Genomic DNA, 15882 nt, shown 5'->3' on the forward strand with positions numbered 1-15882 from the left:
TCACGGTTGACCGCGAGAAGGTCATCGTTTATTCATCGTTTACGGCGACGGTCCGATCGAGCAGATCAGCGACCTCGGTATGGATCCGGCCTCGGGTCATGTACTTGTCCTGAGTCATCGACACGTTCCGGTGCCCGAGATGATCGGCACCCATCCTCGCCGGTAGCCGCTCGTCGTCGATGAGCGTGGCCAGCCCCTTCCGGAAACTGTGAGAAGTGGTGTCCGGTACGCCGAGTAGCTCGCGAGCGTTGCGCCATTCCTTCCCGAAGTTGTTCGGATCACGCAGCGTTCCGGCCGTCGACGGGAAGATGACGCCATCGATCGTGGGATGCAGCTCCCCCGCGCGCCGCTCGAGCATCTCGATCGCAAAACGAGGCAGCGGGATGGTCCGCTCGCCCGCATCGGATTTCGTCGTTGGACTTCGGATGAGCCCGACGCCCTTGACCCGAACAACCTTGCCGGTGACCTTGATCTTGGAGCCGTCGAACTCCGAGATCAACAGGCCGAGCAACTCAGATCGTCGCAGTCCTGTAGCGATGAGCATGATGACCGGGTCGACGAGGTCGTGTTTGCGGCAGTACTCGGACGCACCGAGATCGGCGAACAGCTTGCGCAACTCGGCCGCGGTGAACGCTCGCGAGCCCTTGGTGCCGGCTTTCCCTCTGATCGCGGTGACGTCCCGTAGCGGGTTCGTCTGCAGTGCGCCGGCCAGAACTGCCATACCAAGCGCCCCGCGTAGAACCGTCTTCGCCTGGCGGGCCATGGTTGCGCCGTGGGTCTTGCTCATCGCCCGCAGTACGGTATCCATCCGACCCGGTGTCGCCTCGGACACCCGGAGGCCCGCGGTCCACGTCTGCAGCTTGGCGAGCGCAAACTCATAGGTGTCGGTCGTGGCGGTCGACCTGCCCTCGTCGGCGAGGCGTTGCAGGTAGGTCTTGCAGAGTGCGGACACGAGCGTCGAGCCCGTGATCTCCTCCTCGCTCGGCGCATGTCGTAGCTCGAGGGCGGTCAACAGCTCTTGCTCTGCATGCTTGCCGTGTTGGTCGCGAACCCCCCCAGGCGTCCGGCGCTCGACGATGCGCACCACGCCGTCGTCGTCGCGATACCGACACTTCGCGAGCCACACTCCCCCACCAAGATCTTTTCGAGTGACCTTGCCGCGTTGTCCAATTCGGAGGGGTGGCCTACCCGCCATCGAGCATCAACTTCGAACGAATTGCCTTAATCCTGCTTTCGATCTCGGTCAGCCGGCTCCGTATCAACTCCAGAGATTCCTTCAAATCTCCATCATCAGGATTGGCCGCGTGGCGGATGCTCACGGGGACGAACCACTCATTTTCCTCACCGTACAAACGAGTCAGGTCCATAAGTTGAACGCCGTCTTCAGCGGTCAACGGATTAGTCGTCGTCCCGGCAAACCGGCGGTGAGCTCGCCAGGTTGCGACCTCATCCCCCGGCAGGTATTCAACCGCAGCCGTCGGGAGGCCCGGAAACAGGAGAAGCAATGGGGGGACTTTCAAAGCCGCTGCAAGAACTATCAATTCGGCCGTTGTCACAGTCTTGCGGCGGGCAGTTTCTATCTCGGAGATGGTACTTCGAGACACCTTGTTGCCGAGCTCTTCCGTCCGATCGGACAACCACTGCGCAGACCGGGCACCCCTGAGAGCACGAATCGTCTCGCCGATCGCGCGCGCTTGATCCTCGGACCAACTTCTTGATGACATACCCGCAATCATAGGGGGTGCTTGCGGGAATCTGTACAGTGCGGTAGAACTTGATGGGCATCCCGGATCAGACCGGAATAATTGATGCGATCTCATCACGGAGGAATTGTGACCACTGAAACGGATTACTGGCTCACCAGAATTGAAGCCGCCGAGAGACTGAAGCTCCCACCCAAGACTCTTTCCAACTGGGCCAGCCTCGGCAGAGGCCCCCGCTTCGCGAAGATCGGTCGATTCGCGCGATACAGACTGAGCGATCTTGTGGCTTGGGAGGACGCGCAGGCAACTGGCGGCGAGAGCGTCGCCTGATGCCCCACACGCCCGATCCCTACGAGGTCGACGAGAACGAAAACGCCCCCGACGCGGCGGCAACCGCGATCGAGGGCAACGACCAGCACCCATCTGAGGAGAACCAGCTGTGACCATCGTAAACCAGACGAACCAGTCCCACCTTCCCCCGGTCAAGTACACGCACGTCAAGCTCGACGACTTCATGTACGAGAAGTTCGGAAGGACCGTCGACGGACCGGCCAAGATGCGCCTGATGCGAGTCGCTCGAGTGAAGTACACGGACGAGATCGAGCAGTCCCATGCGATCGCACGGGCCGCACAGGAGGAACTCGCCACGGTCGTCGAGCCGTCGCCGGCGATGTCCAACCTGGACGCCTTCCAACGCGACATGAATCCGCAGTTGGTGGTCAAGCCGAGCGCTCCCATCCCGTACCTGGAGAACAGGCGACCGCGGTGGGCGGAGCGAGAGTCCGACCAGAGCGTCCTCAATGTCGGCGACGAGATCGCAGCGGTCAACGAGATGTCCTGGCGAAGTCGTCCAATCGTAATGCCGCTGACCAATGGGTATTACGGCCGCTGGCAGCCAAACGGCTCGTTCAAGACGGCTTCGATAATGGCGGATGTCAGGCAGGACACGGCCGACGCTGAGCCGCAGATCGCATTCGAGCGACATGGGTTCAAGGTGGTGAACGGCAAAGTCGAGCCCGTTGACGGCCAGAACCGGTACACCCTCACCCTTGCCGACGCCGCGAATTTCGCCCGCGGCCTCTTGCTGCTCGTGGACCTCGCAACCGAAACCGCAGACAGGACCGGTGGTGCCTGATGTTCGCCCAACTCGACGAGATGACCGACGAACCGGTGCGCGCCGAGCTCACCAACGTCGGCCGGATCCGAATCGCATACAGCTCCAGCGTGGTGCTCACCCTCGACATCGGCGAGGCCGTGGATCTGGTCTCGGCTGTTGTCGACGTCCTCGCTCAAGCTGACCACCAGTCACAAGCTCAACTACGCCGCAATGAGGACGAGATCCGCAGCGCCGCAACCATTCGAGAGGCACTCCAGTGACCGAAACACCCTCGCACGCAATGATCATGAACGAGGACGGCACACCTCGCGGTGTTGCCGACATCAGCCGGATTCAGTCCGACGCAACGATTCTGATGTACCAGTACGCGGCGGCGGCCGGTAACGACGAGGCTGTCGACGCCGTTGCCGAGGAGTGGGTGAACCGACTCGACCCCGACGCGATGGGCTACACCAGTGCTGCTGCGCTATCGCTACTCACTCGAAATGTCCTCGCCCCGATGCTCGATCTCTTCGACCAGTTGCTTCCCGACCTGGATTTCCGGGCCACGCTTGCCAAGTGCCGAGACGACACGATCGAGGCACTGCGATGACCGACTCTTATTTCCTCGTCGATCTCGCGGGAGAGCCGCTCGGGATGGTCGATCTCGATCAGATCACTGACGATGCGCTGCTGTTGATGTACCAACTGCTGGCGGTGGCCGACGCGCCGAAGGAGATCGACCGCATCCTTCTCGACTGGTCCGCTCGGTTGGACCGTGATGCGATACGGCTGCTCGTCGTCTGCGCTCTGGCGCAGATGACGAAGAGCATCGTCGATCCTCTGCTGGTCATTCAGGAGAAGGCGCATCCTGCACATCGTTCACGCGAGTTGTTCGCGCAGGAACGCGACCGCAGAGCAGCGGAGCGTGCGTCGTGACGATGACCGAGTTCACCTTGTCGCTGATGCTTGTCTGCCAGTCGATGTGTTGGCTCGCAGCAGATTTCAGGCGGTGGTGCCGGGAAAGCTGATCGCGTTCACGTAAGGGCCCGGTGCAAACGAATCCTTCCGAACGCAGTCGGCCGGCGAAGTCCGAGAACCTCGCCGGCCGACCATCACCAGGAGCAAACCTAATGCCCATCACGCACAACCATTCTACCGTCGACACCCCTCCTAATGCCCTGCTCGACGACCATCTCGAATTGCTTCGCGACCCTGCCGACAAGCTGTTGATGGCCGCGCTCGCGCAGGGTGGCTTTCGGCTCGCTGTGCAGTGCGAACGTTGCGGTACGTGGCTCGTCGCACCGGCCTCGGTGAAGCGGCATCTCGGCCCGGTCTGCGCTCGCCACGCCCAGAACGAGGCGGGTGTCGCATGATCGCGTTCGACCGCGTAACCGAAACTTTCCGCGATGCCGGATTGATTGTCGACGACAAGGGCCACGGCCGGGCCGCCGCACAGGCACCCGGGCATTCGCCCGCTGACCGATCGGTGACCATCACGGCTATCGCGGGGCAGGTGCTCGTGCACTCGCATTCCGACCCCACGGCGGATGTCCTCGAATCGCTGAACATCGCACCACGGGATCTGTTCGACGAACCCAGGGGTGCCCGCTACGACTATCCGGACGGCCGCCAGGTGCACCGCAGTCCCGAGAAGAAGTTCAGGCAGTCGGGTAACACCAGGGGCACGAGCCTGTTTCACGCCGACCGACTAACCGACGCTACCGCGGTGTACGTCGTCGAGGGTGAGAAGGACGTTCTCGCCGCCGAGTCGATCGGTCTCGTCGCCACGTGCACACCAATGGGTGCAGGGAAGGCGCACCTGGTCGACCTCTCGCCACTGCACGGCAAGACAGTGGTCATCGTTGCCGATCGCGACGAGCCGGGCCACAAGCACGCCGAACAGGTCGCCGGGCTGCTCGACGGCAAAGCGGGAGTATCGATCGTCGAACCTAAGGTCGGGAAGGATCTCGCCGACCATGTCGCCGCAGGCCTCGGTCCCGATGATCTCGTTGTCACCCCCTCGCCTGATGTCGAGACCTGTTCGGCTTCGAACGCCGATCAGGTCGCCGAGGCAGCCGAGGATAAGCCGAGCGGAAGAGCGCTGCAACGCAACTCGTCCAACTCGCACTGGCCCGCTACATTCTCGGCACGACTCCCGAGGGTGATCCGTACGCAATCCCGAAGTCGGGGGGCCATGTCGCTCGATCCCTGCGCGGCGGCAAGACAGGTCTTCGGGCCGAGCTTTCCCGTGAGTACTACCGACTGCACGATAAGGCTGCGCCGCAACAAGCACTCGCCGACGCGCTACTGGTCCTCGAAGGTGAATCAGCCGAGGCGGAACCGATTCCGACGCACCTGCGGGTCGCCGAATCCGGTGGTGCCGTGTACCTCGACATGGGCGATGTTGCCGAGTCCGTCATCCGGATCGACCGCACCGGCCGGTGGGAGTACGGCAACCTCGACGTCCCGGTCCTGTTCCGACGCACCGTACTCACCGGGCCATTCCCTGAGCCGTCACGTGACAGCGACCTCGAGGCACTCTGGTCGACACTGAACGTCGCCGAGTCCGATCGACCTCTGTTGCTTGCCGCGATGGTCGCCGCACTCATCGCACCCGATGTCCCGCACCCAGTCCTCGCACTCGCAGGAGAGCAAGGCACCGCCAAGACGACGACCACGAAAACCATTGTTTCGCTAACAGATCCGTCATCGGTACCGGTCCGCAAACCACCACGCGACATGGACTCCTGGGTCACGGCCGCGGCCGGTTCGTGGGTCGTCGGTATCGACAACATCTCCACTATCGGTCATTGGTTCTCCGACTCCCTGTGCCGAGCTGCGACAGGGGAAGGCGACGTCAAACGAGCCCTCTACACCGACTCCGGCCTGTCCGTCGTGGCATTTCGCAGAGTGATCGTTGTCAACGGAATCGATTGGGGTGCCATGCGAGGCGATCTCGCCGAGCGGTCACTGATCGTCACGCTCGAGCGGATCCCACCCGGGCAACGCCGCTCCGAGGCCGATCTCGCGGCCGCCTGGGCCGAGGTGTACCCGACGATCTTCGGCGGCCTGCTCGACCTCGCTGCGCAGGTCTACTCGATACTGCCGACCATCGTGCTCGCCGAGTCACCACGGATGGCCGACTTTGCGCGCATCCTCGCCGCCGTCGACACGATCATGGGAACGTCCGGCCTCGCTCGGTACGCGGGGCAATCGGAGACCTTGGCCGCTGACACGATCGCGTCGGACCCGTTCCTCGCCGCGGTCACCGATTCGGTGGTCTCGGACTTCGAGGGGTCGGCCGCCGAGATCCTCGCGATGGCCACGCCCATCTCTGATCGGTGGAGAGCGCCACGAGGGTGGCCGCGCAGTGCACGGTCGGTGACCTCAATCCTTCGTCGGTCTGCGCCGGCACTGCGCTCGACGGGATGGACGGTAGAAAATCTCGGCTCCGCGAACAAGGACAAGACCGTCCGATGGAGGCTGATGGCCCCTCGTCCTGAGATTGCCCGCAATGAACCCCCGCTTTCCCCGCCATCCCCGCCGAACGGACAAAATCCCAGCTCACCCGGGGTGCAAGGTGGCGGGTTAACGACACCTAGGTCGAAATCCGCTAACCCGCCGACGGGGTCCACTAACCCGCCAACTCAGGGCACTAACCCGCCGAATTTCGGAATACCCGCCAACGAAAACGCCCTGACCAGCACAGACGGGTCAGGCGGGGATAGCGGGCGTCGATTACGGGCAATCTCTGCATGTCGGGACTGCGGTATGGCGCTGAGCGAGTCCAACCACACCGGCCGGTGCGCCGAGTGCAAACTCGCGAGCGCCGCATCATGAACAAACCGACGACACGGCAAGGACCGCGCAAGGATGGCCCGGGGCAACCGTGGGAACTGCTCCTGGCAGAAATCCTGACCAACCGGCCACGGCTCACCGGGGCTGCCTGCGCCGGCTCGCCCGAGTTATTCGACCCTGCGGAGGACAACGAACACCCCGACAACGTCGGCTACCGCCACCTGGCTGCACAGAAGCAATGCCTCCTCGCGTGCCCGGCGATAGACGAGTGCCGCACCTGGGCGATGACGGAGAAGCCTCGAGGACGTGTGCTCGCTGGCGTGATCCCGAAATCCACCCGGTTGACTCCGCGAGGTGAGGTCGCATGAAGGTTCGGATTCAGAACGGCGTGCCCGTCGTCGAACACCGACCGGACGAACGGCGGTCGGTCGTGATGACCATCGCCGGTCTCGAATTCGCGTTCAACGCTGACGAGGCGGTCGCCCTCGCCGACCAACTGGTCGATGCAGCCGAGCGGAGTGCGCGATGAACCGCCCGGGCGCAGAACGAACTCTGCTGTTCCACCTCCTCGACGCCGAGCTCTCCTACTACCTCGCGCGAGCTCTGAGGAAGGAGATCGATTGGGCCGAACGCGTAGGGCAGAAACTGCCCGGCTATGTCCTCGAGCTCCACGAAGCCTGCAGAACGACCGTCATCGACAGTCCGGCGCGGACGAGAAACGAGATGGCCCCGGTCCCGGTCCATAGTGAGAACGAGACACCGGCACTTCTCGTCACGTACGCGGAAGCCGCTCGCCGACTGGCCCTTTCGAAGCGGACGGTCGGACGAATGATCGCTTCCGGCGAACTCGACACCGTGCTGGTGGGCAAGAGCAAACGGATCGCAACCGCCGAGATCGAGCGAATTGCGAAGACCAGGAAAGAAGACAAGATATGAGCGTCTACGGACTGACCAGTCGCGACCTGATCAACACGATCACGCAAGAGAACACCGGACTCAACCGCGGCCGCATCTCGCGGCTAGTCGAGCGGGCCGTGGGTCGTGATGGCTCCCGTCGGGCACCGGAATCGGTCAACGCCTACCTGCGTGATCTGACTGCCACGCTGAGCGCTTCCGCTCCGCCGCCGCCCTTTTCGCATCCACGGGATGCCGCGCGGTCCCGCCGGCTCGGGAGTCAGAAGGCACCGCAGAACGGTTCACTGTCACCGTCCGACATCGCGTGGCTATCCGGGCTGCCGGCGGATCCAGAACAGGTGTCATTCGACGATGCTGTCCATCTCGCCACATTGCGCAACGCGGTCAACTCACTCGACCCGCACGATGGAGACCGACGGCTGATCGAGCAGCGATGGACCCCGGTCGCCGAGGTGTACGACCGTCGATCCCTCGACGCCGAACTCGATGCTGTGTCCACACTTCCGCTTCTGCCGAACCCGGCACGCGCGGTCGCCGATCTACTCGGTGCCGAGCTGACAGAGCTGAACGAAGCCGAACTGTTCACCCGCGCGGAGTCGATGGTGAAAGACGCATTCGAGCAGCGCCAGCAACGGCATCAGCGCCGCGTCGAGACTGCCCAGCGACGACGAGGCGAGCTCGACACCGCAGCACTATGGAGACGTTCCACCGCGCGATAATCCCCAACCCTCTCGATCAACCCTCCAAGGCCCGGTGCAGGTTCCTTTGGAAGGCGTAATCAGTTGACAGAGTTGGGAATTGGCTACCTCACGATCGCGCCTGAGACAAGCCGAATAGGCCCCGGAATCACCAAGGCGCTCGACAGTGCGCAAACCGGAGCCGACAAGTCCGGGCGAGGTCTCGGCTCGAAGCTTGCCGGCGGTCTCGGATCCACGCTGAAGGTTGGCGCTCTCGCGGCGGGCGGTGTCGCGGGCGTTGCAATCGGCACTGCGCTGTCGCAGGGCATGGGACGTCTCGTCGCGATCGACGATGCGAAGGGCAAGCTCGCCGGTCTTGGGCACGACGCCGAAGGCATTGCGACGATCATGGATTCGGCGCTTGCGTCCGTGAAGGGCACGGCCTTCGGTCTCGGCGATGCAGCCACGATCGCAGCATCGGCAGTCGCGGCAGGCATCAAGCCCGGCGAGGAGCTGACCAAGTATCTGTCGCTGACCGGTGATGCGGCGACGATCGCCGGAACTTCGCTCGAGGAAATGGGCTCGGTCATCAACAAGGTGACTACGTCCGGCACTGCGTACACCGACAATCTGAACCAGCTCGCCGACCGTGGCATCCCGATCTTCCAGTGGCTGCAGGACGAGTACGGAGTCACCGCCGACGGCCTGTCCGACATGGTCAAGAAGGGCGAGGTCGACGCCGGCACCTTCCGCAAGGTCATCGAAGAGAACATCGGCGGCGCGGCACTCAAGTCGGGCGACACTCTGCGCGGCTCGTTCGAGAACATGAAGGCCGCACTCGGCCGCGTCGGCGAGTCCGCGCTCAAGCCGTTTGCTCAGATCGCCAAGGACAGCTTCGGCGGCACGATCGGGCTCGCGGACTCACTGGCTCCGAAAGTCGAAGCGATGTCGACCCGTGTGGCAACCGGGCTGATGGACATGGTCGGCGCATTCAAGACGTCGGGATCCGAGATCGATTCCTCGAGCTCGTGGGCCGAACGATTCGGCGCGACCCTGCGCACCGTCACCGATGGCATTCAGGGTGTGTGGTCAATCCTTGCCAAGGGTCAGTTCGACGGCGCGAAGATGACGTTCGGCCTCGAAGAAGACTCGAAGGCTGTCGACGTGTTGTTCTCGATCCGCGAAGGTGCGATCGGTGCCTACCAAGCAATATCGCGGTTCTTCTCAGGCGATGCGGGACAACAGGTTTCGTCCTCCCTGACGTCGATCAGCACCGCGGGTGGCGACGCAGCTACCTCACTCGACGGCGTCGGTAGCATCGCCGACAAGGTCGGCGGTTTCTTCTCCACCATGACTAGCGCTCTCGGCAGTGCAGGCGGATCTCTGCTCGACCTCGGCGGCGACTCCGCCACCGTCGCAGCAGCCGGCATCGGCGCAGTCTCGTCCGCGATGGGATTCCTCGCCGACAACACCGAACTCGTGGCACCACTGCTGGTCGGTGTCATCGCATCGATGGGCACAGCGAAGGCGGTCGAGACCGGCTACCAGGCCGCGATGATCGCTCGCACGATCATGATGCCCGCACAGATCGCGGCGCAGGTGTTGCTGACACGGTCGATGGATCGTCACACCGCATCGATGACCGCGAACAGCATCGGCATGCGCGCGCAAATGATCGCCCAGCAGGGCGCGACAGCGACGTCGGGGTTCTACCGAACGGCGCTCGATCAGCAGACCGCAGCGGCCGGGCGAGCGGCAGGCGCATCCGCGGCCGCGGCGGGCGCAGGCGGTGTGGGGGCCCTTCGTACAGCGGCGGGTGGCCTGACCTCATTCCTGATGGGCCCGTTCGGTGCGGCGCTCGCAGTGGGCGGAATCGTGCTCACCGGGCTCGCGATGCTCAAGGGCAGCCACGACGAAGCGGCCGCGGCCGCCGAGGCACAGAACGAGAAGGAGAAGGAACTCGGCCGAACGCTCGATGAGAACACCGGCAAGATCACCGACTCCACGCGCAAGGACATCGCGACTACGGCGCAGGAGAACGGCGACCTCGATCGCGCCACCGGGTACGGCCTCGCACCCTCCGACGTCGTCGACGCATCCACCGGTACCGGTGACCCACGGGCGTACCAACGGGTGCAGAGCCTCGGCCTCGAGAACGTCCGCCAGGGACTCGAGGGCTCACGCGACTACACGACTATGCAGTCGAACTACGCCGAAGCCGGTGTGTCGCAACAGGAACTGCAGAACGCCATACTCGCCAAGGGTGAAGCGTGGGACACGGTCACCGAGAAGATCACCGCATACAACAACGCCCAGAAGCTTGCCGAAACGGGTATCAGCCTCGAAGGCCCGCAAGGCCTGATCGACACCTTCTCGGACGTCAACGAATCCGCCGTCACACTGACCCAGAACGTGAACTCGACGAGGGCGGCACTCGACGCCGGCGCGGCCGCACTGCAGAGCACGAACACGGCGCTCAACGGCACAGTGCAACTGACCGAGCAGGGCGCTCAGTTCTTCCGGGATCTCGGCGCGACCATCGAGTCGGTTCCTTCCGAGAAGGAGATCATCGTCCGGGGCCTGACCGAGGACGCCCAGACGAAGATCCGCGAGACCGGCCGCCAGGTAGAAGAACTGCCGGACGGCTCGTTCAAGGTCACTGCCGACACCACCGACGCCGAGGGCAAGATCCAGACCTTCGTCACCAAGCCTCGGCAGGTGTCGGTCAACATCGCGATCGAGAACCCCGGCGCAGTCTCCGCCGCTGTCGCCGAAGCCGAGCGCGTCACCGGACGCCGCATCAACCGCGGTCAGTTCGCCACCGGTGGGCGGCTTCCCACGTCAGGACCGGGCACCGAGATGACCGACGGTTTCCTCGCCGTCGCAGGCAATGGCGCTCCCATCGCCAGAGTCGACGCCGGCGAATGGGTCATCAACGGGAACTCGTCGGAGAAGTACGACCGCGAGCTCGCGCAGATCAACGCAGGCACCTTCCCGAAGCTCCCGGGCTACGAGGAGGGCGGCAAGGTCGGCGCTGTCACCTCGAAGGATCTGCTCGACTTCGTCAACGGCTCACAGTCGCAACCACTTACGGGTGCTCTGTACGACTGGGGCAAGGTCAAGTGGGGCGACTGCTCGGGCGCGATGTCGGCGATTGCTCGATTCGCCGTTGGACTGGCACCGTTTGCCGACCGATTCGCCACTGCAACACAAGGTGCGGCCCTGTCCGCGATGGGGTTCCTGTCCGGCCTCGGCGGGCCAGGCGATCTTCGATTCGGCTGGATGAATGGCGGACCGGGCGGCGGACATACCGCGGGCACTCTTCCCGACGGAACGAACGTCGAGATGGGCGGCAGCTACGGCGGCGGCATGGTCGGCGGAACTGTCGGTGCCAACGCAGCGCAGTTCACCGATCACGCGTTCCTGCCGATCGCAGGCGGTGGCTCGATGGCCGGTAGCGCGTCGGGCCGTAGCTCGACGTCGCGCAAGCGGCCCGAGTGGACCGACAAGCAGCAACTCGACCTGGAGTCCGCCATCATCGCGGTCACCCAGGCCGAAGAGGCTCGCACCAAGGTCGAGAACGCATTCGCCGAGGGCAAGAAGTCGCAGGCCGATCTCGACCAGGCGAACTCGAAGGTCGAGCGTGCCAATCAGCGCGTCACGGACCTGCAGGGCAAGAAGGACGAGGTCGCGGCATACGTCGAGGACGGGCCCGCGCCGCAAGCACCAGGACTGTCGAAGGCATTCACCGACTCCGAGATCGCCAGGCTCGACGCCCAGCTCGCAGTCGAGTCTGCCAATGAGCGCCGGAACGAGATCTACGACAATGCCGACTCGTCGGACCTCGAGAAGCAGAAGGCAGACGCAGAGCTGTACTCCGCACAGGAGAAGCTCAAGACGGCAGGCTCCGACCCTGGGGCCGCCTCGGACCTACCCGGATCATGGTCCGAGCTCGGTGGCAACTTCGCTCGGGACTTCGTCATGGGCCAACTCGAGGATGCGCTCGGAGTATTCGGTATTCCCAACGAACTTCCCGGCGCAGCCAAGGCAGCTCTCATGCTCGGAGACGCACTGCGACAGAGGGATACGCAAGGTGCAGTCACAGCCACGGATCCAGGCAGCGCTTCACGCTCGGACATCATGGCTGACTCTCCCGTGCTCTACGACCCAGCGAAGGGGCCCGAGCAGTGGGCACCAGTGGCCGAGGAAGCGCTCACCCGCACCGGTGCTGCACTGTCCTCGGTAGCCAGCACGATCGAATCCATCGCAACCAAGTCGGGCGGAAACCCAGCCAACCTGTTGGGCCTGAGTGCCGAAGCATTCGGCCAGCACCGTGACCCTGCGCTACCCGACGACCCGACACTGCCACTGTCCAATCTCGTTGCGGGACTGCGCATGAACGCGATCAAGGGTTACTTCACTGGTGGTCCTGTCACGGGACCGAGCGGCAAAGACGTCGTGCCGGCCATGCTCACCGCCAGAGAGTTCGTCGTCAACAGTCGAGACGCGGTCAAGGGTCCGAATCCGTCGATCCTGCAGGCGATGAACTCGGGTGCGAATCTCGCGCTCGGTACACCACAGCAGACCGCACCCAGCAAGAGCGTCGTCTACAACATGTACGGAATCACCGACGCCGAAGACGCGATCCGTCGAGTCAAGATCAAGGAACGTCAGGACCACCTCTCGGTGGCGGGGACGATGCCATGAATACCTGCAGGTCAGAAGGGGTGGGGAGACGCCCCTCCCCCCGGGGGTGCGGAGCTACGGACGTCATGGCAGCTCCCACCCGGTGCATTGCGACCAGAATTCCACCGAAAGGACCACGCTCGTGAGACAACCTCGCACGGCCGCCGGTAAGCGGCTGATCGCCGATCAGAATGCGGCACTTGCCCGTACATCGAAACAGACGGGCGAAGAACTGGTGTGGTCCGAGGCTGAAACGGTCGCGCTCGAGCGGGCCGGAGGAGCCGTAGATCGGGCCGAAAGGGTGCGAAAGCTGCTCGACGCCGAGATGCGGCGTGATGAGCCGAACGCTGCGATCTACGTCAAGCTCTCGGCCGAGTTGCGCGCCCTCGACCGGCTCGTCGTCGATCTGATCGGCAAGCTAAACCCGTACGGCGAAGGGGCGGCGAAGTCCTCGCGTCACCAACGCGCTGCGAACGCTCGGTGGAGTCGCGCCGACGATTCCAAGCGCTGGCAGGTGTCGAGCTGATGGCACGGATCCGTGAGAACTCCCGCAGCCACAACCCCGGCATTCGAGCAGCACTCGTCGAACGAGCAGTCCTCTCATCGAGTCGCATGATGCAGGTGCGCGTCGTCGACGGCGAGAAGTACGTCAGTCCATGGCCGCGAATCCTGACGGCTCTCGAAGCCGGCGGCACCGTCGAGCTGAGCCGCTGGCAGATCCCAGTCCACTACCGACCGCCCGGCCAACCCGATGACCGAGTGCGACTCACAACCGATGACCGAATCGAGACGCTGTCATGACACCCGACGAACAGCGCGCCATCCTCAACGACCTCAATCTGCTTGCCGTGCATGACATCAACCAATACTGGCGAGACGCATCGATGCTGCAGCTCGGCTCGGCACAGTTCCGCACGGTCATGATCGATGGCGTCCCCGAGATCATCGACCCCTACGCCGCCTCGGCTGGTGATCTCGCCGCGACCTGGTACGAAGATGCTGCACCCGATCTCGCATACCGTGCCGTGCCTGCGGCCTTGGCTCCCACTGAGCAACTGGCCGCGTCGACGTCGTGGGCCCTGCACGCCACCGGTGATGCAGCTCTGACAAGGATGGCGGGATTCACCTCCCGCGCGATCTTCGACTCGGCTCGACGAACCACTGTCGAAAACGCAGAGAACGAGCCCGGAGCGACGTGGGCCCGGCATGCCTCGCCCGGTGCCTGCTCGTTCTGCCGGATGCTCGCCACTCGCGCTGACGTGTACTCATCCAAGGCCGCAGCCACCACCGTCGTCGGACGTAAGGGCGGACCCCGCGGGACTCGCAGTATGGGATCCAAGTATCACGATCACTGCCGATGCACTGCGATCTCAGTTCGACCCGGTCAGACGTACCTCGCGCCCGCCCACGCCGAGAAGTGGGAGGAGCAGTACCAACAGGCCGTTCGAGACACCGCCAACGGAGGCGCAATCGACCTGAACGCGGTTCTCGCGAGGATGGACGAGCTCGAAAACGCACCGGCCAAGGCTGCTGCAGCGAAAGCCGCCGCGAAGAAGGCCGACGACACCGCGGCATGGTTGGCCGCTGAAACCAAGTACAACAACGACGTTCAGACGTGGCTGGCCGCCGAAAAGGCTTACGTACCGCCGACACCGGCTGCGACGATGCAACGCCTCACGGAGGACGACGGCCGCGATCTCGGTCGCAACGTCTGGCACGACTACGCACGCTCGCTCGGCGAGGCCGCCGCCGAACCTGTCCGGGTATACACCGCCCAGGGATTCCAGACCACGAACGCCGGCCTACGCAACGGCATCGAGTTCGGCGACACCACGGTTGGCACTCTCCGCGCGGCCGATGCAATCCGAGGCCTCGACACTGCGATCGAAAACGCACCACGAACACCGATCGCGATGACCGTTGCGCGCGATGTCGACGCCACCGTCTACGGACTCGGAGGCGGATCGACGGATATGGCATCGCTGGTTGGCCGACGCTTCCGCGACGAAGCGCACCTGTCGACGGCGCTGCAATCAGAGCTGACGTTGCCCCTCGATCGACATCTCGTCGAACTGCGACTCGACCTCCCGGCCGAGACCAAAGCGCTGTACGTGTCGTCGAGCAAACGCAACGAACGCGGTCTTGCGACGTACGGTCCCGAGGAGAACGAGCTCATCGTCGGCCGTGGCATCGACTACGAGATCTACGATGCGATGGTCGAGGCCGGTAACCGCCGGGTACTGCTGGCCCGACTGATCGCCCAGGACGCAACCGTGAAAGAGGTCAAGTGATGGGAAGTCTCTCGGATCCGTCCGATGTCGGTGCAGCGGTGATCGGTGACCAACGGTTCTATGGCGGCGAGCGGGTCGGATCCGGTAGGTGGGCAGTACTCGACACCCTCGGATTGCTATGGACTGACGACCGCGATGCGCTGCAACTCTCGTCCACAGACGCGACTACCGACCGTGCTGCGGCGACCGCCCTGCGGTATGGGCTGATCGACGCATGCCGTCGAGGAATCAGCGCAAGCATGGCCTTCGACACCACGGTTGCCGAGCAAGGAAACCCACCCGTGACGTCGGGAGATCTCTCTACGCTGATCGATTAATTCGTCATCTCGTCGTCACTCAGGCGCATGGGGGTCAGTCGAATGCGAAGATTGCGCCGATGAAGCCGCACGGCCACGGCTCACCGCATTCGACGCAGGCCGACCCACGAGTCTGATCAGCGGTCACGTGCTTGGCGAGTATCTGTCGATGGAACTTGTTGAGTGCCCGATGGTCGAAAGACTTCTTCTCGTCCTGGTCAACGCGTAGCTGGGCCATCATCTGGACGTAGCGGTAGTCGCCATCAGGTGTGTTTTGCATCGCGCCATGGTGTCACGGGGCCCACCCGATGAATCCCAGGGGCAGTGCCCCTCCCAGGGTGCACCGGTAGCACTCAGGGCAATGCCTCCCATATCCCCCCGACATGCTTTTCGTCCGCTAAACCGGAATCCCCCCGA

The 15882-nt window shown here is 63.8% G+C and carries 19 protein-coding genes and 1 pseudogene; 17 read left to right on the top strand and 3 right to left on the bottom strand.

Features of this window, described 5'->3' with window-relative positions:
- Positions 1–28 precede the first annotated feature (28 nt).
- Positions 29–1126: a tyrosine-type recombinase/integrase gene (locus K414_RS0119405; RefSeq protein WP_237606228.1), complete on the bottom strand. Its 1098-nt coding sequence runs from the start codon at positions 1124–1126 to the stop codon at positions 29–31.
- A 58-nt stretch (positions 1127–1184) separates the two neighbouring features.
- A complete protein-coding gene (locus K414_RS28295) occupies positions 1185–1724 on the bottom strand; it encodes a helix-turn-helix domain-containing protein (RefSeq protein WP_161631813.1) in 540 nt (179 codons plus the stop codon).
- Between the two features lie 84 nt (positions 1725–1808).
- On the opposite strand from K414_RS28295, the gene K414_RS27415 reads away from it, so the two are divergent.
- From K414_RS27415 to K414_RS0119495, 17 genes and pseudogenes are all read left to right on the top strand, one after another.
- On the top strand, positions 1809–2033 hold the full coding sequence (locus K414_RS27415) for a helix-turn-helix domain-containing protein (protein WP_051365174.1): 225 nt from the start codon (positions 1809–1811) through the stop codon (positions 2031–2033).
- Positions 2034–2142: 109 nt separating this feature from the next.
- Complete coding sequence (locus K414_RS0119420; protein ID WP_027497456.1) at positions 2143–2838, top strand: hypothetical protein; 696 nt, start codon at positions 2143–2145, stop codon at positions 2836–2838.
- The gene (locus K414_RS0119425; protein ID WP_027497457.1) at positions 2838–3080 is read left to right on the top strand and encodes a hypothetical protein; all 243 of its coding nucleotides are present in this window, start codon (positions 2838–2840) and stop codon (positions 3078–3080) included. The genes K414_RS0119420 and K414_RS0119425 overlap by 1 nt, the downstream gene beginning before the upstream one ends.
- Before the next feature lie 20 nt (positions 3081–3100).
- Positions 3101–3412 (top strand): hypothetical protein, encoded by a 312-nt coding sequence (locus K414_RS28300; RefSeq protein WP_152530449.1) that lies wholly within the window; start codon positions 3101–3103, stop codon positions 3410–3412.
- Positions 3409–3738, top strand: coding sequence for a hypothetical protein (locus K414_RS0119435; RefSeq protein WP_027497458.1), 330 nt, complete (start codon positions 3409–3411; stop codon positions 3736–3738). Before K414_RS28300 ends, K414_RS0119435 begins: the two co-directional genes overlap by 4 nt.
- Positions 3739–3932: 194 nt before the next feature.
- Complete coding sequence (locus K414_RS27425; protein ID WP_037219398.1) at positions 3933–4175, top strand: DUF6011 domain-containing protein; 243 nt, start codon at positions 3933–3935, stop codon at positions 4173–4175.
- Positions 4172–4723, top strand: a pseudogene (locus K414_RS28635) (toprim domain-containing protein); the annotation flags it as partial. The gene K414_RS27425 and the pseudogene K414_RS28635, both read left to right, overlap by 4 nt.
- 461 nt (positions 4724–5184) lie before the next feature.
- On the top strand, positions 5185–6642 hold the full coding sequence (locus K414_RS29460) for an ATP-binding protein (RefSeq protein ID WP_202595118.1): 1458 nt from the start codon (positions 5185–5187) through the stop codon (positions 6640–6642).
- Positions 6639–6968: a WhiB family transcriptional regulator gene (locus K414_RS27440; RefSeq protein ID WP_051365177.1), complete on the top strand. Its 330-nt coding sequence runs from the start codon at positions 6639–6641 to the stop codon at positions 6966–6968. The genes K414_RS29460 and K414_RS27440 overlap by 4 nt, the downstream gene beginning before the upstream one ends.
- Entirely contained in the window at positions 6965–7129 is a 165-nt protein-coding gene (locus K414_RS29190; protein ID WP_161631814.1) for a hypothetical protein, read from the top strand. The genes K414_RS27440 and K414_RS29190 overlap by 4 nt, the downstream gene beginning before the upstream one ends.
- Positions 7126–7536, top strand: coding sequence for a helix-turn-helix domain-containing protein (locus tag K414_RS27445; protein ID WP_037219401.1), 411 nt, complete (start codon positions 7126–7128; stop codon positions 7534–7536). The genes K414_RS29190 and K414_RS27445 overlap by 4 nt, the downstream gene beginning before the upstream one ends.
- Entirely contained in the window at positions 7533–8234 is a 702-nt protein-coding gene (locus tag K414_RS0119470; protein WP_027497460.1) for a hypothetical protein, read from the top strand. Before K414_RS27445 ends, K414_RS0119470 begins: the two co-directional genes overlap by 4 nt.
- A gap of 63 nt (positions 8235–8297) precedes the next feature.
- On the top strand, positions 8298–12899 hold the full coding sequence (locus K414_RS0119475) for a tape measure protein (protein ID WP_152530450.1): 4602 nt from the start codon (positions 8298–8300) through the stop codon (positions 12897–12899).
- Positions 12900–13020: 121 nt separating this feature from the next.
- Positions 13021–13404 carry a hypothetical protein gene (locus K414_RS0119480; protein WP_027497462.1) on the top strand — a complete coding sequence of 128 codons (384 nt, stop codon included), beginning with the start codon at positions 13021–13023 and terminating at the stop codon, positions 13402–13404.
- Entirely contained in the window at positions 13404–13679 is a 276-nt protein-coding gene (locus tag K414_RS0119485) for a hypothetical protein (protein ID WP_027497463.1), read from the top strand. The genes K414_RS0119480 and K414_RS0119485 overlap by 1 nt, the downstream gene beginning before the upstream one ends.
- Complete coding sequence (locus K414_RS28315) at positions 13676–15169, top strand: ADP-ribosyltransferase (RefSeq protein WP_051365178.1); 1494 nt, start codon at positions 13676–13678, stop codon at positions 15167–15169. The genes K414_RS0119485 and K414_RS28315 overlap by 4 nt, the downstream gene beginning before the upstream one ends.
- Entirely contained in the window at positions 15169–15486 is a 318-nt protein-coding gene (locus tag K414_RS0119495; RefSeq protein ID WP_027497464.1) for a hypothetical protein, read from the top strand. Before K414_RS28315 ends, K414_RS0119495 begins: the two co-directional genes overlap by 1 nt.
- Before the next feature lie 34 nt (positions 15487–15520).
- On the opposite strand, the gene K414_RS0119500 is transcribed toward K414_RS0119495, so the two are convergent.
- Positions 15521–15745: a hypothetical protein gene (locus K414_RS0119500; protein ID WP_027497465.1), complete on the bottom strand. Its 225-nt coding sequence runs from the start codon at positions 15743–15745 to the stop codon at positions 15521–15523.
- Positions 15746–15882: the final 137 nt, after the last annotated feature.

This window comes from Rhodococcus sp. JG-3, assembly GCF_000482405.1.
Taxonomy (GTDB): domain Bacteria; phylum Actinomycetota; class Actinomycetes; order Mycobacteriales; family Mycobacteriaceae; genus Rhodococcoides; species Rhodococcoides fascians.